Annotated in this window: 18 protein-coding genes; 10 read left to right on the top strand and 8 right to left on the bottom strand. The window is 62.4% G+C overall.

Annotated features, from left to right (window positions below):
* Positions 1 to 3: 3 nt before the first annotated feature.
* The 4 genes from RVAN_RS17515 to RVAN_RS17500 form a co-directional block, all read right to left on the bottom strand.
* On the bottom strand, positions 4 to 750 hold the full coding sequence (locus tag RVAN_RS17515) for an SDR family oxidoreductase (protein WP_013421032.1): 747 nt from the start codon (positions 748 to 750) through the stop codon (positions 4 to 6).
* Positions 751 to 893: 143 nt separating this feature from the next.
* Positions 894 to 1,859, bottom strand: a complete 966-nt coding sequence (locus RVAN_RS17510; RefSeq protein ID WP_013421031.1) for an IS481 family transposase — start codon at positions 1,857 to 1,859, stop codon at positions 894 to 896.
* Between the two features lie 452 nt (positions 1,860 to 2,311).
* Positions 2,312 to 3,463: a GTP cyclohydrolase II RibA gene (gene ribA, locus RVAN_RS17505; protein WP_013421030.1), complete on the bottom strand. Its 1,152-nt coding sequence runs from the start codon at positions 3,461 to 3,463 to the stop codon at positions 2,312 to 2,314.
* A 387-nt stretch (positions 3,464 to 3,850) separates the two neighbouring features.
* Positions 3,851 to 4,675, bottom strand: coding sequence for an undecaprenyl-diphosphate phosphatase (locus tag RVAN_RS17500; RefSeq protein ID WP_013421029.1), 825 nt, complete (start codon positions 4,673 to 4,675; stop codon positions 3,851 to 3,853).
* A gap of 83 nt (positions 4,676 to 4,758) precedes the next feature.
* On the opposite strand from RVAN_RS17500, the gene RVAN_RS17495 reads away from it, so the two are divergent.
* Entirely contained in the window at positions 4,759 to 5,346 is a 588-nt protein-coding gene (locus RVAN_RS17495) for a hypothetical protein (protein ID WP_013421028.1), read from the top strand.
* Positions 5,347 to 5,404: 58 nt separating this feature from the next.
* Complete coding sequence (locus tag RVAN_RS17490) at positions 5,405 to 6,280, top strand: S-methyl-5'-thioadenosine phosphorylase (protein WP_013421027.1); 876 nt, start codon at positions 5,405 to 5,407, stop codon at positions 6,278 to 6,280.
* 71 nt (positions 6,281 to 6,351) lie between these two features.
* On the opposite strand, the gene RVAN_RS17485 is transcribed toward RVAN_RS17490, so the two are convergent.
* Positions 6,352 to 7,041, bottom strand: coding sequence for an HdeD family acid-resistance protein (locus RVAN_RS17485; protein WP_013421026.1), 690 nt, complete (start codon positions 7,039 to 7,041; stop codon positions 6,352 to 6,354).
* Positions 7,042 to 7,295: 254 nt separating this feature from the next.
* Here RVAN_RS17485 and RVAN_RS17480 point away from each other — a divergent pair, with 254 nt between their 5' ends.
* Positions 7,296 to 8,132, top strand: coding sequence for a 23S rRNA (adenine(2030)-N(6))-methyltransferase RlmJ (locus RVAN_RS17480; protein WP_013421025.1), 837 nt, complete (start codon positions 7,296 to 7,298; stop codon positions 8,130 to 8,132).
* Between the two features lie 16 nt (positions 8,133 to 8,148).
* Here RVAN_RS17480 and RVAN_RS19350 read toward each other — a convergent pair whose 3' ends face one another.
* Together RVAN_RS19350 and RVAN_RS17470 are read right to left on the bottom strand one after the other, a co-directional pair.
* Positions 8,149 to 8,634, bottom strand: a complete 486-nt coding sequence (locus tag RVAN_RS19350; protein ID WP_013421024.1) for a bactofilin family protein — start codon at positions 8,632 to 8,634, stop codon at positions 8,149 to 8,151.
* A gap of 223 nt (positions 8,635 to 8,857) precedes the next feature.
* Positions 8,858 to 9,883, bottom strand: a complete 1,026-nt coding sequence (locus RVAN_RS17470; RefSeq protein ID WP_013421023.1) for an aspartate-semialdehyde dehydrogenase — start codon at positions 9,881 to 9,883, stop codon at positions 8,858 to 8,860.
* A 277-nt stretch (positions 9,884 to 10,160) separates the two neighbouring features.
* Between RVAN_RS17470 and RVAN_RS17465 the strand changes: the two genes are divergently transcribed.
* The 3 genes from RVAN_RS17465 to pqqB all read left to right on the top strand — a co-directional run bounded on the left by RVAN_RS17465 (position 10,161) and on the right by pqqB (position 12,274).
* On the top strand, positions 10,161 to 11,048 hold the full coding sequence (locus RVAN_RS17465) for a 2Fe-2S iron-sulfur cluster-binding protein (RefSeq protein ID WP_013421022.1): 888 nt from the start codon (positions 10,161 to 10,163) through the stop codon (positions 11,046 to 11,048).
* A gap of 199 nt (positions 11,049 to 11,247) precedes the next feature.
* Positions 11,248 to 11,358 carry a pyrroloquinoline quinone precursor peptide PqqA gene (gene pqqA, locus RVAN_RS17460; RefSeq protein ID WP_013421021.1) on the top strand — a complete coding sequence of 37 codons (111 nt, stop codon included), beginning with the start codon at positions 11,248 to 11,250 and terminating at the stop codon, positions 11,356 to 11,358.
* Positions 11,359 to 11,365: 7 nt separating this feature from the next.
* Positions 11,366 to 12,274 carry a pyrroloquinoline quinone biosynthesis protein PqqB gene (gene pqqB / locus RVAN_RS17455; protein WP_013421020.1) on the top strand — a complete coding sequence of 303 codons (909 nt, stop codon included), beginning with the start codon at positions 11,366 to 11,368 and terminating at the stop codon, positions 12,272 to 12,274.
* 290 nt (positions 12,275 to 12,564) lie between these two features.
* Here pqqB and RVAN_RS17450 read toward each other — a convergent pair whose 3' ends face one another.
* Positions 12,565 to 13,356 (bottom strand): TOBE domain-containing protein, encoded by a 792-nt coding sequence (locus tag RVAN_RS17450; RefSeq protein WP_013421019.1) that lies wholly within the window; start codon positions 13,354 to 13,356, stop codon positions 12,565 to 12,567.
* A gap of 400 nt (positions 13,357 to 13,756) precedes the next feature.
* Here RVAN_RS17450 and RVAN_RS17445 point away from each other — a divergent pair, with 400 nt between their 5' ends.
* The 4 genes from RVAN_RS17445 to RVAN_RS17430 all read left to right on the top strand — a co-directional run bounded on the left by RVAN_RS17445 (position 13,757) and on the right by RVAN_RS17430 (position 23,178).
* On the top strand, positions 13,757 to 15,874 hold the full coding sequence (locus RVAN_RS17445; protein WP_210160444.1) for a TonB-dependent receptor: 2,118 nt from the start codon (positions 13,757 to 13,759) through the stop codon (positions 15,872 to 15,874).
* 553 nt (positions 15,875 to 16,427) lie between these two features.
* Positions 16,428 to 18,383 (top strand): sigma-54-dependent Fis family transcriptional regulator, encoded by a 1,956-nt coding sequence (locus tag RVAN_RS17440; protein WP_013421017.1) that lies wholly within the window; start codon positions 16,428 to 16,430, stop codon positions 18,381 to 18,383.
* 239 nt (positions 18,384 to 18,622) lie between these two features.
* Positions 18,623 to 20,776: a hydantoinase/oxoprolinase family protein gene (locus RVAN_RS17435; protein ID WP_013421016.1), complete on the top strand. Its 2,154-nt coding sequence runs from the start codon at positions 18,623 to 18,625 to the stop codon at positions 20,774 to 20,776.
* Positions 20,777 to 20,844: 68 nt separating this feature from the next.
* On the top strand, positions 20,845 to 23,178 hold the full coding sequence (locus RVAN_RS17430; RefSeq protein WP_013421015.1) for a hydantoinase B/oxoprolinase family protein: 2,334 nt from the start codon (positions 20,845 to 20,847) through the stop codon (positions 23,176 to 23,178).
* The last annotated feature ends 54 nt before the right edge of the window (positions 23,179 to 23,232 follow it).

Genomic DNA, 23,232 nt, shown 5'->3' with positions numbered 1-23,232 from the left:
CCGTTATGTAACGCGGATGTCCGGCGTTTGCCACATCAGATGCTGACCGCCATCGACGGCGATGGTCTGGCCCGTGATGGACGGCTGGTCGAGGAGGAAGCCGACCGCGCGCGCGATCTCGTCCGGTCTCGCGCCACGGCCAAGCGGCATCGCGGCCTCTTCGCGGGCGAACTCGTCCTCGCTCTGGTGGATGCTCTTCAGCGTCGGCCCCGGCGCGACGGCGTTGACGCGGATGCGCGGCGCGAGCGCCTGCGCCATGGTTTTCGTCGCGGCGTGGAGCGCGGCCTTGCTGACGGTGTAGGAGAAGAACTGCGGGTTCGGCCGCAACACGCGCTGATCGAGGATGTTGATGATAGTGCCAGTCAACCCCGCCGGAAGCTGCGCGGCGAAAGCCTGCGCGAGAAAGATCGGCGCTTCCAGGTTGACGGCCATGTGACGCCGCCAGCTTTCGGGGGTCAGAGCGGTCAAACTGTCGTCGGCGAAGGCTGAGGCGTTGTTGACGAGGCACGTAACGGGGCCGAACGCCGCGCTTCTGGGGATAAGCTGTGCAACGTCTGCCGGAGATTCCAGCTCCGCCTGAAACGCCACCGCCTTGCCGCCAGCCGCCGTGATCGCGGCCACCGTGTCATCAGCATCCGGCCTTGACTTATGATATTGAATAGCAACGCAAAATCCGCGAGATGCGAGGTGTAGTGCGATCGCTCTGCCGATCCGCACGGCACCTCCGGTGATCAGCGCAACATCCGCCATCAACCCCTCACTGTGTGTCCATTCTACAACTTTTAAGCGAATCCACCAAAAGGACGCGTAAAAGTAGTTGCGTCGAGGCGTCGCTCGCTATAGTTGTGTTTCTAACGAGGCGAGAGAGTAACGCGAACTTGTAGCTCAGCCGGTTAACTGTTCAGTCCCGGCATTTGATGGATTGGATCGATCTTGAATCTTTCCGGCTCATTCGTCCAGCATTTACAGATGAACTCATAAGGCGTGAGGCCTTTGAGGGTCTTTAGTCGGCGAGCAAAGTTATAGGCGTTGATGAAGTCCGATAGGTGGGTTTCGAGCTGCTCGTGACGGTCGTAGTGATAGCGTTTGACCGTCGCCTCCTTGATCGTCCGGTTCATTCGCTCGACCTGGCCGTTTGTCCAGGGATGCTTGACCTTGGTGAGGCGGTGCTCAATGCCGTTCTCGCTGCATCGCATGTCGAACATGTGCGTCATGTATCTGGCCGTTGGTCCATCGGCATAACGCGGCGGAAACGTGAACTGGATGCCGTTGTCGGTGAGCACCGTGTGAATCTTGTAGGGAACTGCCTCTATCAGGGCGACGAGGAAGGCTGAAGCGGACGTCCTGCCGGTCTTTTTGACGAGTTGCACGAAGGCGAATTTGCTCGTGCGGTCAATGGCGACGTAGAGATAGAGCTTGCCTTCGGCCGTCTGCACTTCGGCTATGTCGACATGAAAATAGCCGATCGGATAGGACTTGAACTTCTTCCTGGCGGGCTTGTCGCCTTCGACGTCCGGCAGCCGAGAAATACCGTGGCGTTGAAGACAGCGATGCAGCGACGAGCGAGTCAGATGCGGTATCGTCGCCTGTAGCGCATAGAGGCAATCGTCGAGCGGCAAGAGCGTATGCTTGCGGAAGGCGACGATTATCGCCTCTTCCTCGACCGACAGAACCGTGGATTTCGGCTCTTTCGGTCCAGTCGGCACATCGGCGACGGATGAGCGCTTCTTCCATTTCGAAACCGTCTTCGGGTTGATGCCGTAGCGCTTGGCCAGGGCCCTCAAGCTCTCTTGACTATGCTGTATCGCTCGACGGACCGCCTCAGTCGTTGTGGCGCTCCCATGAAGAATTTGTCCCATAGCGCATCCTTCCAGCCGAGGGAGAATAATGCACCATCAAATGCCGGGATCAAACAGTTAACAAGATCGATAGCTCAACTCATTGGAGAGCATGCTCTCGTGTTTCGTTAGTGATCCCTGTCTATCCATGCCCAAGGATAGCTTAGATCATTTCCCTCTCAAGTGCCCAGAAGGCCGGACCCCTGCCCCACCCGGGTCCGGCCAACTCTATTTTAAGCCCCGCACAACTTCAAGCTGAGATCGTGCTGGACCAGTCACCGGCCACAGCTTGCTGTTAATTGGCGCAATCATAGCGTGCGAAGCGGTGACGCCTGCGCGCCGGTAGCCGCCATTCGTACCCGGTGCGCATCAAAGCGCGCTGATCCCGGCGCTTCCCTTTAAAAGACGCAACACGACCCAGCGACTTTCGTTGTCGCCGCAACTTTGCGTCGAACCGCTTAACGCAGGCTGATCTAGGGATGCCGCGCGGGCGACAACGGATGCTCGCCGCTATCGAAGGTGTCGAGCCCGGCGTCGCCGAGGAGATGGCCTGCCTTGTCGCGCTTTGCCGCGAGATATTTCACATTTTGCGCCGTCGGCCGCGTCAGGACACGGTGCGTGGACAGCACATTGAGCCCGCCATCGCGCAGTGCCTTGATCTTGAGCGGGTTGTTCGTCATCAGCCGCACAGACGTGAAGCCCAGCAGCCTCAGCATGTCCGCCGCGAAATCGAAACGGCGTTGATCCTGCCCGAAGCCCAGAAGCTCGTCGGCATCGTAGGTGTCGAAACCTTGATCCTGCAACCGGTATGCGCGGATCTTGTTCGCGATGCCGTTGCCGCGCCCTTCCTGATCGAGGTAGAGGACCGCGCCGCCACCCTCTTCGGCCATGGCCCGCACCGTGCCGCGAAGCTGCTCGCCGCAGTCGCATTTGAGGCTGCCGAAAAGGTCGCCGGTGAGGCAGGCGGAGTGGATGCGCACGGACACAGGCTTGCCCGGCGTCGGATTGCCCACGAGGATCGCAATCTGATCGCGGAAGCCGTCGCCGCCGCGAAACACGACGAACTCGCAGCTTCCGGCACCTTCGAGCGGCACGAAGGCGCGCGACACGATCTTGAGCGCCTTGGCCTCGCGGTCGCGAAAGCCGAAAACATCCTCGGCATCGACGGTCAGGAGAGGCAGGGCGTCCCGCGCGCTCGCCCCCGCGTCCGCAACGAGCACAGCGGGCAGCAGAAGCGCAAGGTTCGAAAGCGCAAGCCCGGCCACCTCGGCGCGATCGGCCGCGCGAAAACTTCCATTCGCGGCCGCTGTCACACGCTCGTCACGGCCGAAATACGCGTCGAGCGCCTCCATCGTGAAAGGCTCCAGCGTGAGCGCAGCAACCGGCCTGATCCACTTGCCAGCCGCCAGAATCTTTTCGCCTGGCACGATTACGCGCGGTTTACCATCGCCTCGCTGCAAGAAGGCCATCGCGGCCTCGGTCGCGCCATCGACCGGAAACGCGACGAGAGCAGTACTTCCCGACCGGATCGCCACCGGGCGCGCCGCGCGAAATTCCGCTATCGCGCGTTCAACCGCGATCTGCCGGGCGTCACCGAAAGGAGAAGAGGCATTAGCGCTTTCCATGGCCTATCCTGTTCAAGCCGTCGAATTCGCGGATGCAATGTCCGCGCATTCCGAACGGAAGCAAACCAAGCCGCACGCGCAAGTGCGGAGGCGTATGATGGTGAATGGGAGCCCTGCGCCTGATACCGCGCGCAAGGCTCGTCTGCACGATTTCGATTGGCGTGCCCCGTAAGTAAAGGTCGCCCTTCCGACCCAAAAGCGCAAGCGTTCCGAATCGAGCGCCGCAGCCCCGCTGCCGAACCGGCAAGTGGCTGAACGACGCCTGCGAGCGCGGGCTCTGGTTCTGTCGAGTGTCATGCAACAGTGTTACATAGGTGGCATTGCCTCGCTTTGGAAGCTTTGCCGTGAGGCGTCACGTTTTTTTTACGAGCGCGGTTTACGCGGCCTTTACCCTGCCCCGTTCGAAGGCCACGCGTTGAAAACGTAGATCACCGCGAGAATGAAGGTGCCGAACGCAATGCGGTAATACGCAAAGGGCGCGAAGCCGATGCGCGTCACGATGGCGAGGAACGGCTTGACGACGAGCATGGCGGCGATGAAGGCGGCGAAAAAACCCACGGCGATCACGCCCGCGTCGCCGGACGAAAGCTCGTGCCGGTTCTTGACAGCGTCGTAGACGAAGGCACCGGTCATGGTCGGGATCGACAGGAAGAACGAGAACTCCGCCGCCGCGCGCCGCTCAAGCCCGAGAAGTAGCCCGGCGATTATGGTCGCGCCCGAGCGGGACACGCCAGGAACAAGCGCCAGCGCCTGACCGCAGCCGACGAGAAAACTCGTCTTGAGCGGCACGTTGTCCGCCTGCGTATAGAGCACGCGCTTTTGCGTTTCCTCGGCGATGAGGATCACGATCCCGCCGACGATAAGCGCGACCGCCACAACGACCGGCGAGAAGAGCACGGACTTGATAAAGCCGTGGAGCGTCGCGCCCAGCACGAGCGCGGGCAGGAACGCGACGAGAATCGACAGCGCGAATCGTCGCGCCGCAGGGTCGGTCGGAAGGCCGAACAAGGTGCCGAAAAGCTTCCGGAAGTAGAGAAAGATCAGCGCGACGATGGCGCCGAGCTGGATCATCACCTCGAACGTCTTGCCGGGGGGCCCATTGAACCCGAGAAGTTCCCCGAAGACAATCAAATGACCTGTTGAGGAGACGGGCAGAAACTCGGTCAGCCCCTCTATGACGCCTAGAACTGCCGCTTGAAGATAAATATCCACCTTGTGGCCCCGCTTGTCCCACCGCGAAGCGGTTTAGGCGCGCGGCGTTGGTGGCGCAACCCCGGATGCACAGGAGAACACGCATGTTCGCAAGGAATTTTACCCGGCGGGGCACCATGGCCGCACTCGCGGGCGGCGCGGCCGCCCTCGCCGCACAGCGCGGAACCGCGGTTGCCGCACCTGCCGCGCCAGCCGGATTGGTGGTGCTTACGGTGGGCGGCCTCGTCGGCGCGCCGAACCGCCCGCCTTTGGAGCAGAAGCGCGACCGCCTGTTTTACAGCAACAACATCGACTTCAAGGACGCGCGCGCCTTTTCCTACGGCGATCTCCTCCAGTTTTCGCAAACCATTGTGACAGGCCTCGATGAAGCGGGCATCGCCCACGTCTACAAGGGGCCGCTGCTTCACGAGGTGCTGGCGACCGCCTTGCCGCTTGCCGAGGCGAAGACGGCGCGCCTCTCCGCGCTCGACGGTTTCGCGGCCGAACTCTCGCTCGAAACGGTCTATTCCGAGCGGTGGGTTCTCGCGCTCGAAGCGGACGCCAATGCCTTCGACCTCGGTGGTTTCGGCCCGATCTATCTCGTGCGCGAACTTCCGGCGGGCATGAAAAGGACGGAGGAGGAAGAGGCGCGCTGGGTTTTCGCCCTTTATTATATCGAGCTAATGGCTTGACATCCTGACTTCAGCTTTGAAGATGCGCCAATTCAATTTGGCGCTGCTGGAGCGGGACATGACGAAGTCGTTTCTTGGCATTATCGGCGGATCGGGGCTGTACGATCTGCCGGGACTGGAAAACAAACGCGAGGTGAAGGTGCCTTCACCGTGGGGCGAGCCGTCCTCCGACGTGCATCTCGGCGAGATCAGCGGCCTTTCCGTCGCGTTTCTGCCGCGTCACGGCGAGGGCCATGTCCAGTCGCCGTCGTCCATCAACTACCGCGCGAACATCGACGTAATGAAGCGTGTCGGCGTGACCGACCTGATTTCCGTTTCGGCTTGCGGTTCGTTCAAGGAAGAGCTGCCGCCCGGACATTTCGTGCTGGTGGACCAGTTCATCGACCGCACTTTCGCGCGCGAAAAGTCGTTCTTCGGTGAGGGCTGCGTCGCGCATGTGCCGATGGCGGATCCCGTAAGCCCGCGGCTGGCGGACCAGATCGAGGCGGCGGCGAAGGCCGAAGGCATCGCCCATACGCGCGGCGGCACCTATCTCGTGATGGAAGGTCCGCAGTTTTCGACGCGCGCCGAGTCCTACATGTACAAGGCCTGGGGATGCAGCGTCATCGGCATGACGAACATGCCTGAGGCAAAGCTCGCCCGCGAAGCCGAGCTTTGCTACGCCACCATCGCCATGGTGACGGACTTCGACTGCTGGCACGAAGAGCACGAAGACGTAGACATGACGGCGATCATCCGCATCATGAAGGGCAATTCCGAGAAGGCGAGCCGTCTGGTGGCGCGCATCGCCGCCGACTTCCCGCGCGAGCACGAGCCTTGCCCCATCGGCTCCGACCGAGCGCTTGAACATGCCATCGTCACGTCCCGGGATGCGCGCGATCCGGCCCTGCTTGCGAAGCTCGATGCCGTCGCCGGGCGCGTGCTGAACAAATAGCGCTCCATGACAAAGTAACGGGTGGGTCGTCGTTTCCGACGGCCCACCCGTTTCAAGCGACGCTTCAAATCTTACGCAGGCCGATGCGCGCCAGCACCGGGGAGCGTCTCATCCGCTCCGCGTTCGCGCGCGCCGAGCGCCGCAAAGATCAGGCCGAAGCCGGTCAGCAGCAGTTCGATGCCGACGAACAGGCCGAGCACCCACAGGCCGGTCGAAGGCCAGCCGGCGATAACGAGCGCGGCGATCACGAAATCCACCAGCGCGACGAACAGCAGACCAATCCACCGCCCCGTATCGGGCTTGATCGAGAAGGCGAACGCGACTGTCGCGATTCCGTGTGCGATGAAGTAGGCCGTCATCACAAGTGTGAGCGAAAGCGAGCCCTGAACAGGAAACAGCGCGAGCACGAGGCCGAGGATCGCCATCAGCGCCGAAAGCAGGATGTGCCACACATAACCCGGCGCGCGCGGCGAGCGGATGGTCGAGATGGCCGAGAAGACGCCCGCAAAAAACAGCAGCCAGCCGACAAAAGCCGCCACCGCGATTGAAGCGAGCACAGGCACGGCAATGGCTGCCGCGCCGAGCAGCACGAGCAGGACGCCTTCCGCCGTGAACCACTTCCAGTGTTCCCGGAGGCCTTTTTGCACAACGGCCTCCAGTTCTTTCTCGACGGCTTCGAATTTCTTCGGGTCGAACCCCTGCGAGCGGTCGGGGCCTGAGCGGTCCGCGCCGGAGCGTTCTGGAATGCTGGGGGAAGACATGGGCAACTCCTTCGGTTCGGGACGGATGCACGCTAGCTTGATCGGTCTGGCAAAAAAGGTCTGGGAGGTTCGTTCCTCGGTCCGAGAGGCAGCGCCCCCTCTGGACGCCTGTCGCATTAGCAGGCACCATCCCGTTTTAGATCGCCCGCCGTTTCGGTAGGCTTGCGTGAAACTGAACAAATCGACCGATCCATCGGCTTTCGACACGTCGGACCGACGACGCGCGGAACGCCAACAGCAACAGCCCGACATTCATGAATTATCGCCACGTCTTTCATGCCGGAAACTTCGCGGATGTAATCAAGCACGCCGTGCTCGCCTTCTGCGTGGACTACCTTTTGCGGAAGGAAAGCCCGCTCTGTCTGCTCGATGCGCATGGCGGCGCGGGGCTTTACGATCTTCGCTCGGAAGAGGCGGAGAAAACGGGCGAGTGGGCGCGCGGCGTCGGAGCGGTCATGCAAGCCGCTGGCGGTACGGCAAGCGCGGCGGAGGCGCTGGAGCCCTATCTGCGCCTCGTGCGTGAAGATGTCGCGGATGGTTTCTATCCCGGCTCGCCGCTCCTGCTCGCACGGCGGCTTCGCCCGCAGGACAGGCTGATCGCGAACGAACTGCACGAGTCCACGCGCGGCGCGCTGCGGGGCACGCTGGCGGAATTTCCGAGCGTGCGCGTAACCGGCGCCGATGCTTATGAGTGTATCCGCGCGACGATCCCGCCGAAGGAGCGCCGCGGTCTCGTGCTGATCGACCCGCCCTTCGAGGAGAAGGACGAGTTCGAAACGCTCATCAGGCAAATGCGCGAATGGAAGAAGCGCTGGGCGACCGGCGTTTTCCTGCTGTGGTATCCGATCAAGGCGGTTTCGCCCCTCGGCGCACTCAAGGCGGAAGCGGCGGCGCTCGGCCTGCCGCGCACCTGGTGCGTCGAAACGCTGATCTATCCGCGTGGCCGCGCGCTAAGCCTCAATGGCTGCGGGCTGATCCTGTTCAATGCGCCCTACAGCGTGCCGGAAGCCGTGGAGGCCACCCTCCCGGCATTCGCCGACGCGATGCGCCTGCACGAGACGCACACGGCGTGGCTCGTGCCCGACGCGTGAAGCGCGGACAGAAAGATTAATAACCGCCGTCGTTGCTGGAGGCGAAGACGTCGCTGTTCGAGGCGTTCAGGTCGAGCACGGCCTCGCCCTGCGTCTTCGCCGGAGCGATGGGCTCGTCGAAAGAGCGTTCGTCCTCGGTCCAGCGCAGCGTGCCGTCGTAGCGCGTGCCCATTTCGATGCCGATGCCCTGATGGAAGATGTCGCCTTCGACCTTCGCGGAGGACTGCAACATCACGCGGCGGCCGCGAATGGTGCCGTTCACCTTGCCTTGCACGGTGACTTCCTGATTGGCGATGATGCCGCCATTCACGCGGCCGTTCGCCGTCACGATGAGCGAGGTGCAATAGATGTTGCCCTCGATGACGCCGTCGAGCGTTACGCTGCCCGTGGAGGTCACGTCGCCGATGATCGTGAGATCGTTCGAAATATTGGAATCGCCGGTGGAGTGCACGCTGCGGCTCGGCGTGACGGGCGAATAAGTCGGGGCAAACGGTGTCGCCATGGGTGACCTTCAAGCGTGACGAGTGGCGTTGATCCAGAGCGGATGCCGGCTGCGCTTTCGCTGCCGTTCCGCCTGTCTAGCCGGTCATTCCGGACATTTGCAAGGCAAAGCTTCGCCGATTTTAATAAAGCGTTAAGCGCTTGCTCCGTCAGCGACGCGGATCGCGAGCGCGCATGAAAACGGCCGGGCGAAGACCCGGCCGCGATCGGTATCGGGTACGAACTTACGCCCGCTTCTCGATAAGCCCGCGATTGATGAGCAGTTCCGCGATCTGCACGGTGTTGAGCGCCGCGCCCTTGCGGAGATTGTCCGACACAACCCACAGCGAAAGGCCGTTTTCCACCGTCGGATCTTCGCGGATGCGGCTGACATAGGTCGCGAAGTCGCCCACGCATTCGACCGGCGTGATGTAGCCGCCATCTTCGCGCTTGTCGATGACGAGCACGCCCGGCGCTTCACGCAGGATTTCCCGCGCCTCCTGCGCCGAGATCGGGTTCTCGAACTCGATGTTCACCGCTTCCGAGTGGCCGACGAACACCGGCACGCGCACGCAAGTGGCGACGAGCTTGATCTTCGGGTCGAGGATCTTCTTCGTCTCCGCGACCATCTTCCATTCTTCCTTGGTGAAGCCGTCATCGAGGAAAACGTCGATATGCGGGATCACGTTGAAGGCGATCTGCTTGGTGAAGACCTCGGGCGTGGGTGCGTCGGTGACGTAGATACCCTTCGTCTGGTTCCACAGCTCGTCCATCGCCTCCTTGCCCGCACCGGACACGGATTGATAGGTGTCCACCACAACGCGCTTGATGGTCGCGGCGTCGTGCAGCGGCTTCAGCGCCACGACGAGCTGCGCGGTCGAACAGTTCGGGTTCGCGATGATGTTCTTCTTGCGGAAGCCCGCGACCGCGTCGGCATTCACCTCGGGCACGATCAGCGGGACGTCCATGTCGTAACGCCACGCGCTCGAATTATCGATGACGACGCAGCCAGTCTTCGCGATCTTCGGCGCCCACTCCTTCGAGACATCGCCGCCAGCGGACAACAGCGCGAAATCGCAGCGCGAGAAGTCGAATGTCGCCAGATCCTGGCATTTGAGCGTCTTGTCGCCGAACGAAACTTCCATGCCGACCGAGCGGCGTGACGCAATCGCGAAAACCTCTTTCACAGGGAATTCGCGCTCGTCGAGGATGTTCATCATTTCGCGGCCCACATTGCCCGTGGCGCCGACGACGGCGACGTTATAGCTCATAATTTCATCCTTTTTTGAGGTGCGCGGAATGTATGCGTGCTTTGCCTTCCTGAAAAGACTTTTTGCACGTCACCATTTCTCTCGCCGACGTGATTGCCCTCTTTTTCAGCAAGTTGAGCAGAAGATGAGCATAATGTTGCCGGCAGCAAAAAAATGTCCGCGCGACAAACGCCACGGTTTCGGTAAATTTACACTTAGTGTAATTTCAGACCTCGCAAGGTCGGGCAATCCGGCAACGAACAGCAGTCTCGTGCTCCGGCGCGAAAAAGGAGATACCATGGCGAACATTACATTTTCTTCCCCGAGCCTGGCGAAAGACGTCACCGTCTACGCTGTAGCGGGCGACCGGGGGACCATTCTCGCCGTTGCCAAGGAGCACAAGATCCCCATCCCGTTCGACTGCCAGGACGGCGAATGCGGCTCGTGCCTCATCGAGGTGAAGCAGCTCGACGCGCAACGCACCCACGCCATCTCGCTCACCGAGAAGGAGAAGGAGCAGCTCCGTCAGCTCGGCAAGATCACGGCCGAGGAAATCAAGAACGCCGAGACCAGCGACGTGGCGCCGCGCTTCCGCCTGGCTTGCCAGTACATCGTGCGCGACGAGGACATCATCGTGTCGTTCGTTGGCGACGAAACCATCCCGGCTAAAGGCCCGGCTGTCACAAAGGCGGCGCGCGTCTACAAGGGCGGCACCGAGATCCGCAGCCTTGATGAATTCTTCGGCTACGCGGTGAAGGTCGAGGAAGACGCGGCCATTCATTACGACCAGCTGTCGAAGTCCATGACGGATGTCGGAAACACCGAAGTCGCCGAACTCTTCGCCAAGCTGGCCGAATTCTCGCGCCTGCATCTGGCCGAAGCGCAAAAGCGCGCGGGCACCATCGACCCGAGCCTGCATATCCCCGCCGACTACGTCTGGCCGGACTATGTGACGCCGGAGCGCACTGCGCTTTGGGCTGGCGATCCGACGCTTTCGCGTCTCGACGCGCTGAAGGCAGCCCTTCAGGGCGAGAAGCGCGGCTACGAGTTCTATTACGCGGTGGCGCACGTGTCGAAAGACCCGGCTATCGTCGCCGAAGCGAAGGAATTCGTGAAGGAAGAAGCCGAACATGTCGCGCAGCTCGAAAAGTGGATCGCCCGCGAGGAATATGCTCGCAAGGGCTGAACACCTCCGCATCTGCACGCCAATAGAGAGCGCCGCCACCAGCGGCGCTCTTTTTTTCGACGACGCCGCAGCTTGGGGGCGCGGAGGCGCGAGCAAGCTGTCAAGTTGTGTACATGTGCCTTTCCAGGCTTTCGCGTGTTCTCCGCCTGTCGACTGTAAACAGCGACTCATGCCCTGATGGGCTACCGATGGAGGACACATGAAGGTCTGGTCAAAACCAGTCGTTTCCGCAGTCGAGGCCGGTTTCGAAGTGACGCGATATCTTCCCTCGACGCTGGACGTCGCTGCGAAGCGCGCCTGCCCGAAGTAGGCCGGGCGTGTTCGTCAAGGTGCTCGGATCGGCGGCTGGCGGCGGCTTCCCACAGTGGAACTGCAACGCTCGCGTTTCTCGCCTCGCATGGGACGATCCGGCGCTTCGGCGAACTCAGTCGAGCCTCGCCGTTTCGCCGGACGGTGAGCGCTTCGTTATCGTGAACACGTCTCCCGATCTGCGCACGCAAATCCTCGATAACCGCGAATTGTGGCCCCGCCGCCGGGGCTCGGCGCGCAATTCGCCCATCGAGGCGCTTTTCCTCACTAATGCCGATGTCGATGCCATCGCCGGGCTGCTCACTTTGCGGGAACGCCAGCGGCTGCGGCTGTATGCGTCGGAAGCGGTGCTCGCGACCATCGGCGATGACCGCATTTTCGACGTGTTGGCGCTGGATCTCGTGGAGCGTATCGCCGTTGTGCCGGGCGAAAAGGTGACGCCGCTCGACGGGCTGACGTTCGAGCCTTTCGCCGTGCCCGGCAAGATCCCACTCTACCGCGAGCAGCCGGACGAGGTTCCCGAAACGGGCGTGATGTCGGGTGAAACCATCGGCCTTCGCATTTCAGACCGCGAGGGCGGAACGCTCTTCTATATTCCGGGTTGCGCGTCCATCAACAAGGACCTGCTGGACCGTGTTGACGGCGCGGCCTGTCTTTTCTTCGACGGCACCGTTTACAACGACGGCGAACTCCGCGATGCGGATGTGGGGGAGAAGACGGGCCGTCGCATGGGGCATGTGCCCATCATGGGTCCGGGCGGCTCGCTCAACGCGTTCGCCCCCGCGAAGATCCAGCGCAAGATCTACATTCACATCAACACCACGAACCCCATCCTCGACCCCAACAGCGCCGCCGCGATGACGGTGCGCGAAGCGGGCTGGGAAATCGCCGCCGACGGCATGAGCTTTACGCTTTAGGCGAGGGACCGCAGGCTTCGAGCCAGATTCACCGCGCAGGCGTGGAGGCCGCTGGCGCAGTTGGTGCGAGTCGTACTCTGGAGGCCGGGGCGGCGTCAGTAACGCCAGCAATGTCAGGCGGCGCTGGCCAAACCTTAGCTGCTCCGCATAACGGCGATCTGTCGAGAGTAAGCTGAACAGCACCACACCTGGAGCGCGTCCAGTTACCAAGGATTCGCTCTGAGAATCCCGACATCGCGGCTCTTCAGCGGAGCATAGATATCGAAGTCGGCATCAACGGTATGGGTCGCTTAATCCGTTGCGAGGATGACGTGTGACGGCTTGAACAACGTCAGCACAGAAACGCCGGACTGCAGCGCCATGCTGTCCGCGATGTCTTTCGCGATCACCGCCGTGATCGTCTTGCCCTCGCCGATGTCCACGAGGATTTCGGCATTCACCGCGCCATCGGTCCGTTCCAGCACCGTTCCGGGAAACACGTTGCGGCCCGTGGACGATGAGGCGTCGCCCGGAAGCAGCGTAACGAGCGGAGCCTTGATGAAAGCCATCACGGTTCGCCCCCGCTTGAGGCCCAACTCCGTCACGCTGCGGTTCGTCACCGTCACGACGAGTTCGCTCCGGTCCGAAATCTTCAGGATAACGTCGGCGTCGACGGGTGCCTTCTTCACCTGGACGACGGTGCATCGGAAGGCATTGCGAGCGCTTATCTTGACGCCGAGGCCCCAGAATAGAGCCTCCTGGCAATCGGTGATCCCCTCTTGCGCGATGACGGCCGATAGTCGGGCGAGTTTTTCTTCGATGGCGCGAAACGCCTCGATCAGCCTGCGACCCTCCGGCGAGACCACCGCGCCACCGCCGCCTTCGCCGCCTGCGCGCGTCAACACTGCCGGGCGCGGCAGCAAGTTGTTGATGGCGTTCACTGCATCCCACGCGGTTTTGTAGCTCGTGCCAACGGCTTCGGCCGCTTTCGAGATGCTCCCGTGCTCTGCGACGGCCTCAAGGAGCGTTATTCGATCGCGACCAAGGAGAAGTCGACCTTCCTGACGAAACGACAGGGTCACGTCAACGTCTCTTTTTGCCATTTCGCACCTCACCTTAGAACGATTCCTATCAGCAGGTGCGACTGTGTCAATCCGGTGACAAATACGAACAAGTTGGCTAGCGCTGTATACATGAGCACCATAGCGCTTGCACAATCCACGGCCCCGCTTTAGTTTTTTGGCGTTATGTAGCCAATCTACATGACGCCGGGGTGGGGACTTTCGGCACAGACTTGACCGTGCGACGTGCAGCCTTGGGCATAGGCTGCATGCCAATTCTTCACGGCTTCGCCGCTTCAACCTCATCCATCGGCAGATCAATCCTGCATGCCAGACGAGCCTCCGCGCTCGCTGCGCTGTGCTGCATTTTGTGGAGACTCACGGCCGCGAGGGCCGTGGGGGGTGGTGGGGGCCACTGCGCATGACGAAGTTCAAGCCATTCATGGCGACTGCACTTTGCCTGATACCGGGCGCGGCTTTTGCGCAGGAGACGAGGCAGGAGGCGCCGCAGCACAGCATGCTGCCCCCGGTCACGGTCCAGCAGCCGAAGAAGAAGACCGTTCAACCTGTGAAGAAGTCACCGTCGCAGCAGGACATACAGGCCGGTACGGGGGGAACTTCGGCAACCGCTGGCGGGAGCGGTACTGCCGTGGGCGCGCTCATAAAGTCCGATCTCGTCGCAGACAGCGTGACAAACCCCTACCGCGTCGCGCCTTCGAGCCAGCCGCACACGCAGACTTTCACGCGGCAGGACATCGAAAACCTTCATCCAGAGAACGTCTTCGACCTGTTGAGCCATGCGACCGGGGTGCAGGCCACCTATCAGGGACGCAAGCGTCCGTTCAACCTTTTCATCCGCGGCGATAGCAACTTCGCCTACGTCATCGACGGAGCTTATGTCCCATCGTTCGTCGGTGGCCGCATCCTGCAATCGCTGCCGGTATCCGCGATCGAGCAGGTGGACATCGTGCGAGACGCGAGCGCGCTTACGCTAGGGCCGCTCGTGGATTTTGCATCCGCGTCTGGCGCGCTCAATTCGGGCTTCATTGTGATCCGCACGCGTCGCCCCGAAAAGACCGAAGCGGAGGTTTCGACCTCGGTGGCGACATACGGCACCTACAAGACGAATGCGTTCGCCGGCACGACCTTCGAGCGCGACGGTTGGACGGGTTACATGGCAGGCTTCGGCGGCTACGCCACGACCGATGGCCCGGACGACTGGAACAAGTGGGCAGAGGGCAAGACGGGGTTCGGAAAGTTCGGCCTAGGATATGGCGGCTTCTTCACAGAGACGATGATCTATAAGGATCATTCGGCATTTGGCTTCCAGCGCACGGACATCTCCAGCCTGTCGGACCAGAAGTGGTCCTACGATCCCATCAACACGCTGTTCATCACATCGAATTCGCGTCTTGCCTGGAACAGCGCCAACACGACGCTGCTGACCGTGTCAATGAATGAGGTCACGCAAGACAACGTGATGGCCTATTATTCGGGCAAGGCCACCACCACCAATCACGAGGTCGATCAGACCGAAACCGTCAATCTGCGTCATCGTATCAAGCTCGATACGACCATGCTTGAGGCCGGTGGCCAGTATGTGCACTGGCATTCGCCTTACGGTGAAATGTTCTGGTCCGGCTACGAGCGGGAGGAGGAGACCCTCAGCGCTTACGCCAATGTGGAGCAGAAGTTCTTCAACGACAGGCTGACGCTCGACGCCAGCGCGCGCGTTGACGATCACACCATCGACAAGGGCATTGAACTCTACACCGAAGCGACTGCCTCCGGGCTGAAGTCGCTCAGCTATTTCCACGACCGAGAATTGCCACTCGCCACGAGTTACAGCACCGGAGCGAGCTTCGTGGTCATCCCGAATGTGACGGTGTCGGGGCGCTACTCCCATGCCGAACAGGGGGGCGTCTCCGACATCGCCCTGGATGGCGTGGAGTTGTCTCCAGAAAAGCAGGACAAGTGGGAAGTGGCCGTCGCTGCTCGCGCGGCGGACTATTTCATCCCGACGCTGACCTATTTCGACACGCAGGTTGAAAACGAGAAGGTTCCGGTCAAATACAAGACGGTAAACGGCTACTCGGTCCCCATCTGGGGCGAGAGCGACACGCATCGCGCGGGCGTCGAGCTTGCCGTAAAGGGCACGCTCTTGGCCGAATTCTGGCCTGGCAAGCTGACTTACTCGACGGGGTGGACGCATCTGACGGTGGCGGACGCCACGGACGACATCTATTACGCCAGCATCAAGCCCCGCGACATCGTCAACGTCACGCTGACGGAAGAGTGGGGGCCGTATTTCGGCACGATATCCGCAAATTACGTGTCGCCCTACAAGTCGAACTTCAAGGAAACCAAGGCTGGCGTCTATTACGATGTCGGAAACTACACGGTCGTGGACCTGAATATCGGTCGGAAATTCCGGTTCGGCGATTACGACTCCAAGGTCACAGCCTTCGGTCGTAACATCACCGACGAAGAATACGCCACCACCCGCGGTTATCAGGCCATTGGCGCGACCTACGGCCTCGAATTCTCCGTGAAGTATTGAGGCTGCCATGCGAACCGGCATCTTCTGCGTCTAAGAAAACCCGCTCGGCGATTACCGGCGCTGTTTCGACGATCAGACCGCACTGTAAAAAGGCGGAGGCGCTTGGCTTCGAGGAGGCGAGCAGACGAGCAGCGGCCGAGCGGGGCGCGTCGCCTCGGTGCCTCAGGATCAGCGGACGCCCTGACGGCGGCCGCGATCCGCGAGCTTTATCATGTGGACGTTGAATGCTTCGATCTCCCGGACGGGCATCGAACATTCGTCCGGACGCCGGGGCACCCCGTCGCGCTCCGGTTACATTTTCGTTCGAGAACGCTTTAGCCGCCGGGCTTGCGTAATAAGACTGCTCGCCATACTCTTTGGTTGAAGCGGACCAGAAAAGAAGTCCGCCTGCAGGAAACGCAAAGGGACTTCGGGATCGAAAAGATCCCGAGACAAGAGCGACGTGCGCGAGGAGCATTTGCCTTCCGCGCCGAGTTGCTTGTCGATGTGTGCTCCGCCGACGAGAGCGTCCCTGCCTGAAGGACAACCGTTCGCCCCGCCGGGAGACAGGGTCATGAATCAGCGCGCGATACGCCTGGCATGGGAGGAATTTCAGCAACACGGTCGCAAGGCGTGCCTTCTGCCGCGCGCCATCGCCGCCTCCTGGGAGCGCTCGCGGTCCTTTGGTGTGGGGACCGCCCTGGCGCGCGCGCCCCTCGCCGACGAACCCGAGATCTTTCGAAGGCGCTCGCTGAATGCGTCCTTTCTCGCAGCGTCGCACCCGGCGCTCGAACGCTCGCGCGAAATGCTGCGCGATGCCGCAAGCATGATGATCCTCGCGGATCGAACAGGCTTCGTCCTCGAAACGGCGGGAGACGGCCGCGTGGTCGAACAGGGCAAGGGCAACGCGCTTCAGACCGGCGGAGGGTGGCAGGAGGGCGCGATCGGCACGAACGCCATCGGCACCGCGCTCGCCGAACGGCGCCCAGTTCAGGTGACGGGTGCCGAGCATTTCTGCGAGGATGTCCAGCGCTGGAGTTGCGCGGCGGCCCCCGTGCATCATCCGATTGACGGCGAACTCCTCGGCGCGGTGGACATTTCCGGCCCCGTCGCGACCTTCAATCCGCAAAGCATGGCGTTGGCCGCTGCCATCGGTCGGGAGATCGAGGCGACGCTTGAAAAGGCGGCGAAGCTCGATCACGAGATCCTGCTGCGTCATCTGCTTTCCAAGCGCTCGACATGGCTCAGCGAAGACATCCTCGTGATCGACCGGCGCGGCTATCTGGTGCATTCCACCGAGACGGCGATGCGCAAGATCGACACCGCGTCGCCCGACGATCTGCCCCGCGTGCTCCGCCGCATCATCGGCTCCGCTTCCGCCGAAGCCTGGGAGCGCAACTGCCGCGACCGGTTTCCCAATGCGGGCCTCGAAATCGTCAAGAGCGATGGCGAGGTCGCCGGTTGCCTGATCGTGCTGCTCGGCAAGCGAAGCCTGCCCGCGAGCCCGGCCATCGCCCGCGCGCCGAAGCCCGCCGCTGATGCGTTCGACGACATCGTGGGCGACAGCGCCGTGATGCGCGATGTTCGCGAGCGCGCGCGGAAGCTCGCGGCGAACCCGCTGCCGGTGCTGATCGAAGGTGAAACGGGAGTCGGCAAGGAGCTGTTCGCCCGCGCTATCAAGACGGCGAGTGCCTGCGCGAGCGGCCCGTTTGTGCCGGTGAACTGCGGTGGCATGGCGCGCGATCTCATCGCGAGCGAACTGTTCGGCTATGTGAAAGGCGCGTTCACAGGCGCGGATGGGAACGGCAGGCCGGGCAAGATCGAGAAGGCCGACGGCGGTATTCTTTGCCTCGACGAAATCGGCGAGATGCCGATGGACCTGCAATCTTACCTCCTGCGTGTGCTGGAAGACGGGATCGTGTATCGCGTCGGCGATCACGAAGGGCGCCCCGTTTCCATCCGGCTCGTGTCCATGACGAACCGCGACCTGATGGATGAAGTCGGCGCGGGGCGCTTCCGGCGCGACCTGTTCTATCGGATCGCCGCCGCGCGCCTTCGTATCCCGCCGCTGCGCGAACGCGGCGACGATGTGCTCGTCCTCGCCGAGCGCTTCGCCGGTAGAACGGCGGCGCGGCTCGGTCGCGCAACGCCCTCGTTTTCGAACGATGCGTTGATGTTGCTTCGCCATTACGGCTGGCCGGGCAATGTCCGCGAGTTGCGCAACGTGATCGACGCCATTCTTGCGCTTTGCGAAACCGACCGGATCGACGTCGAGCATCTCCCGCTCGAAATGCGCATGTGTGACAAGGCTTCCCACAGGACGTGTGCGGAACCGGCAGCGGCGCCGAAAGCGCCCACCGTCCTTCCGCCGCGGCGCGGCGCGAGAACGCCCGAACGCGACGCGATCCTCGCCGAAGTCGAGGCATGCGCCGGCAATCTCACCGAAGCTGCGCGCCGTCTGGGCATCGCGCGCTCGACGCTGTATGTGCGGCTTGCGAAATATGGCGTCCTGCGCTCGCCGGAAGACTGACGCGCCTCTCCAACTGTCAGAACGTCCCGACGGCGGCTGATGAGGCCGCCGTTCGTGTCCCCGCTGTCCGGACGCCCGGACCGGACGCCCCGCCGGACGTTAGCGGACGCGGAAAACCGGCTGAGCGGATGCGGTAAGCCTTTGATCTGCCGAGGCCGCGCCACCGTGCGACATTCTGGCATGCTCCCTGCGAAAGAAGAGGCATCGGCGCGAAGACGCCGAGCGAAAGGGAGGTCAGAGTGAATTTAGCTGTACGGAACCTGAGAAGCGTGCAGGTGCTCGGCATCGATGCCGGCGGCACCATGACCGATACGTTTTTCGTCGATGCGAACGGCGAGTTCGTCGTCGGCAAGGCGCAGTCCACCCCCGAAAACGAAGCCATCGGCCTCATCAACTCCAGCCGGGACGGCCTGTCGCTCTGGAACATGGAGCTTGGCGAGGCGCTGAGCCAGCTCAACACCGGCGTCTATTCCGGCACCGCGATGCTGAACCGCGTGGTGCAGCGGAAGGGCCTCAAATGCGGGCTGATCGTCAACGCGGGCATGGAAGACTTCCACCGCATGGGCCGCGCCGTCCAGTCTCACCTCGGCTACGCCTATGAAGACCGCATCCACCTCAACACGCATCGCTACGACCCGCCGCTCGTCCCTCGCCATCTCACGCGCGGCGTGGTCGAGCGCGTTGACATGTCCGGCACCGTGGTCATCCCGCTGCGCGAAGACACCGCCCGGCGCGCTGCGCAGGATCTGATCGCACAGGACGTTGAAGGCATCGTCATCAGCCTGCTTCACTCATACAAGAACTCGTCGCACGAGCGCCGCGTTCGCGACATCGTCATCGAGGAAGTGGCGAAAAGCGGCAAGACGATCCCCGTCTTTGCGTCCGCCGATTACTACCCCGTTCGCAAGGAGAGCCACCGCACCAACACCACCATCCTCGAAGGTTACGCGGCCGAACCGTCGCGGCAAACGCTGAAAAAGATCTCCGACGCCTTCAAGGAGCAGGGCACGAAGTTCGACTTCCGCGTGATGGCCACGCATGGCGGCACGATCTCGTGGAAGGCCAAGGAACTCGCGCGAACCATCGTTTCCGGCCCCATCGGCGGCGTGATCGGCGCGAAATATCTCGGCGAAGTGCTGGGCTACAATAACATCGCGTGCTCGGACATCGGCGGAACCTCGTTCGACGTGGCGCTCATCACGCAGGGCGAACTCACGATCAAGAACGATCCGGACATGGCGCGGCTCGTGCTGTCCCTGCCACTCGTGGCGATGGACTCGGTCGGCGCGGGGGCGGGCTCGTTCATCCGCCTCGATCCGTACACAAAGGCGATCAAGCTCGGCCCGGACTCGGCGGGCTATCGTGTCGGCGTGTGCTGGGCGGATAGCGGCATCGAAACGGTGACGATCTCCGACTGCCACATGGTGCTCGGCTACCTGAACCCCGACAACTTCCTCGGCGGCGCGATCAAGCTCGACCGGCAGCGCTCGGTCGACGCGATCAAGAAGCAGGTCGCCGATCCGCTCGGCCTTTCGGTCGAGGATGCGGCGGCGGGCGTGATCGAGCTGCTCGACAGCGACCTTCGCGACTATCTGCGCGCGATGATCTCGGGCAAGGGTTATTCCCCCGCGAGCTTCGTATGCTTCTCCTATGGCGGCGCGGGGCCGGTCCACACCTATGGCTACACGGAAGGTCTCGGCTTCGAGGACGTGATCGTTCCGGCGTGGGCGGCGGGCTTCTCGGCCTTCGGCTGCGCGGCGGCGGATTTCGAATACCGCTACGACAAGTCGCTCGACATCAACCTCGCGCCGGACGCACCGGACGGGGATCGCGCGAAGGCCGCGGCGGTGCTTCAGGAGGCGTGGGACGAACTCACACGCAACGTCCTCGAAGAGTTCCGACTCAACGGCTACGAGGCGGACAAGGTCACGCTGCAACCGGGCTACCGCATGCAGTATCGCGGTCAGTTGAACGACCTCGAAATCGAAAGCCCGATCAAGTCCGCGTCGACCGCCGAAGACTGGAACGCGATGGTGGACGCCTATAACGCCACCTACGGCCGCGTCTACTCGGAAAGCGCCCGCTCGCCGGAGCTTGGCTATTCCGTCACGGGCGCGATCATGCGCGGCACGGTGCCGATCCAGAAGCCGAAGATCCCCGTCGATACGCTCCACGGCGACACGCCACCTGAGGAAGCCAAGATCGGCACGCGCAAATTCTACCGCAAGAAGCGGTGGGTCGATGCGCAGCTCTACAAGATGGAGGCGCTCCTTCCGGGCAACCGCGTCACGGGCCCGGCGATCATCGAATCCGATGCGACGACCTTCGTCGTCCCCGACGGCTTCGAAACCTTCCTCGACGGCCACCGGCTGTTCCACCTGAAGGAAGTCTGAGAGCGGACCGGGCGGCAATCGCCCGGCTTCACCCCCGACCAAAAATGATCGAACAGGGATGAAACGTCATGAACCTCAACGTGAAATCATCGGACTTCAAGACGACCACGCGCGGCATCGTTCGCGGCGGCGAGACGCTGAAACAGCATCGCGACCGGCTGATGGAGGCCACGCGGCTAACGAAGCACTATGCCGGCCTCAAGCAGATGGAACTGCGCGACAGCGAGCCGATCCTCTACAACAAGCTGTTCTCAAGGCTTCGCGCCGGTGTGGTGGATGCCCGCGAAACGGCGAAGAAGATCGCGGCCTCGCCCATCGTGGAGCAGGAAGGCGAGCTTTGCTTCACGCTCTACAACGCGGCGGGCGACTCGATCCTCACGTCCACCGGCATCATCATCCACGTCGGCACCATGGGCGCGGCGATCAAATACATGATCGAGAACGACTGGGAGAGTAACCCCGGCGTCCGCGACAAGGACATCTTCTGCAACAACGACTGCCTGATCGGAAACGTCCACCCCTGCGACATCCACACGATCGTGCCGATCTTCTGGGAGGGTGAACTCGTCGGCTGGGTCGGCGGCGTGACGCACGTCATCGATACAGGCGCGGTCGGCCCCGGCTCCATGTGTACGGGCCAGGTGCAGCGCTTCGGCGACGGCTATTCCGTCACCTGCCGCAAGGTGGGCGAGAACGACACGCTGTTCCGCGACTGGCTGCACGAGAGCCAGCGTATGGTGCGCACGACGCGTTACTGGATGCTCGACGAACGCACGCGCATCGCGGGCTGCCACATGATCCGCAGGCTCGTGGAGGAGGTGATCGCGGAAGAAGGCATCGACTCGTTCTGGAAGTTCGCCTACGAGGCCGTGGAGCACGGGCGGCGCGGACTTCAGAACCGCATCAAAGCGATGACCATCCCCGGCAAGTACCGGCAGGTTGGTTTCGTGGACGTGCCCTATGCGCATGAAGACGTTCGCGTGCCATCCGACTTCGCGAAGGTCGACTCCATCATGCACACGCCGTCGGAGATCACGATCCGCGGCGATGGCACATGGCGGCTCGACTTTGAAGGCTCCAGCCGATGGGGCTGGCACACCTACAACGCCCATCAGGTGAGCTTCACCTCCGGCATCTGGGTGATGATGACGCAAACGCTGATCCCGTCGGAGATGATCAACGACGGCGCGGCCTACGGCACCGAGTTCCGCCTGCCGAAAGGCACGTGGATGAACCCGGACGACCGGCGCGTCGCTTTCGCCTACTCATGGCACTTCCTCGTTTCGTCGTGGACGGCGCTATGGCGCGGCCTGTCTCGCTCGTACTTCGGGCGCGGCTATCTGGAGGAGGTGAACGCGGGCAACGCCAACACTTCGAACTGGCTCCAGGGCGGCGGCTTCAACCAGTATGACGAGATTCACGCCGTGAACTCGTTCGAATGCGCAGCGAACGGAACCGGAGCGACGGCGGTTGGCGACGGCCTCAGCCATGCCGCCGCCATCTGGAACCCGGAAGGCGACATGGGCGACATGGAGATCTGGGAACTGGCCGAGCCGCTTCTCTATCTCGGCCGTCAGATCAAATCGAACTCGGGCGGCGCGGGCAAGTATCGCGGCGGCTGCGGCTTCGAGAGCCTGCGCCTCGTCTGGAATGCGAAGGACTGGACCATGTTCTTCATGGGCAACGGTCACATCTCATCCGACTGGGGCCTCATGGGCGGCTATCCGGCGGCGTCGGGCTATCGCTTCGCGGCGCACAAGACAGGCCTCAAGGCGCTCATAGAGGAAGGCAAGCCGATCCCGTTCGGCGGCGACACCGACCCGGAAAACCCGGTGTGGGACGATCTCATCAAGGGCGCAGTGATCAAGCGCGACAAGCAGGCGATCACCACGGAGGAGATGTTCTCGGACTACGACCTCTACCTCAACTACATGCGCGGCGGCCCCGGTTTCGGCGACCCGCTCGACCGCGACCCGCAGAGCGTCGCCGACGATCTGAACGGCGGCTACCTGCTCGAACGCTTCGCCGAGCGCGTCTACGGCGTCGTCGTGTCCACGGATGCGTCGGGCCTCTATGTCGTCGATGCGGCGGCGACCGACGCCAAGCGCAAGGCAATGCGCAAGGACCGCATCGCCAACGCCGTGCCGGTGAAGGACTGGATGAAGGGTGAGCGCGAGAAGATCGTCGCGAAGACCGGCGTTGGCGACCACGTGAAGCAGATGTTCGCCGCTTCGTTCACGCTTGGGCCGAAGTTCGAGAAAGACTTCCGGTCGTTCTGGGATCTGCCGGACAGCTGGCAGCTCACCGAAGACGAGCTCGACATCCCTCATTACGGCTCGAAATACTCGATGGACCTGTCCGAATTGCCGGATGTGAAGCTCGTCCAGTTCGTCGAGGAATAAAGGCCGAACGCGCGCCGGTGCCGCCCGCCGGCGCGTCCCCAACCTATAAAAATC

It is taken from the genome of Rhodomicrobium vannielii ATCC 17100 (assembly GCF_000166055.1).
Lineage (GTDB): Bacteria > Pseudomonadota > Alphaproteobacteria > Rhizobiales > Rhodomicrobiaceae > Rhodomicrobium > Rhodomicrobium vannielii.
The sequence above is the reverse complement of the archived record's forward strand: the minus strand, read 5'-3'. Positions and strand labels throughout refer to the sequence as shown.

Bases quoted from the DNA above. Each gene is read 5' to 3' on its own strand.
- RVAN_RS17445 (WP_210160444.1), top strand. From the start codon at position 13,757: ATGGCGACTGCACTTTGCCTGATACCGGGCGCGGCTTTTGCGCAGGAG.
- RVAN_RS17515 (WP_013421032.1), bottom strand. From the start codon at position 750: ATGGCGGATGTTGCGCTGATCACCGGAGGTGCCGTGCGGATCGGCAGA.
- RVAN_RS17450 (WP_013421019.1), bottom strand. From the start codon at position 13,356: ATGGCAAAAAGAGACGTTGACGTGACCCTGTCGTTTCGTCAGGAAGGT.
- RVAN_RS17480 (WP_013421025.1), top strand. From the start codon at position 7,296: ATGAATTATCGCCACGTCTTTCATGCCGGAAACTTCGCGGATGTAATC.
- RVAN_RS17510 (WP_013421031.1), bottom strand. From the start codon at position 1,859: ATGGGACAAATTCTTCATGGGAGCGCCACAACGACTGAGGCGGTCCGT.
- RVAN_RS17440 (WP_013421017.1), top strand. From the start codon at position 16,428: ATGAATCAGCGCGCGATACGCCTGGCATGGGAGGAATTTCAGCAACAC.
- ribA (WP_013421030.1), bottom strand. From the start codon at position 3,463: ATGGAAAGCGCTAATGCCTCTTCTCCTTTCGGTGACGCCCGGCAGATC.
- RVAN_RS17485 (WP_013421026.1), bottom strand. From the start codon at position 7,041: ATGTCTTCCCCCAGCATTCCAGAACGCTCCGGCGCGGACCGCTCAGGC.
- RVAN_RS17470 (WP_013421023.1), bottom strand. From the start codon at position 9,883: ATGAGCTATAACGTCGCCGTCGTCGGCGCCACGGGCAATGTGGGCCGC.
- RVAN_RS17490 (WP_013421027.1), top strand. From the start codon at position 5,405: ATGACGAAGTCGTTTCTTGGCATTATCGGCGGATCGGGGCTGTACGAT.
- RVAN_RS17430 (WP_013421015.1), top strand. From the start codon at position 20,845: ATGAACCTCAACGTGAAATCATCGGACTTCAAGACGACCACGCGCGGC.
- RVAN_RS17465 (WP_013421022.1), top strand. From the start codon at position 10,161: ATGGCGAACATTACATTTTCTTCCCCGAGCCTGGCGAAAGACGTCACC.
- pqqA (WP_013421021.1), top strand. From the start codon at position 11,248: ATGAAGGTCTGGTCAAAACCAGTCGTTTCCGCAGTCGAGGCCGGTTTC.
- RVAN_RS19350 (WP_013421024.1), bottom strand. From the start codon at position 8,634: ATGGCGACACCGTTTGCCCCGACTTATTCGCCCGTCACGCCGAGCCGC.
- RVAN_RS17495 (WP_013421028.1), top strand. From the start codon at position 4,759: ATGTTCGCAAGGAATTTTACCCGGCGGGGCACCATGGCCGCACTCGCG.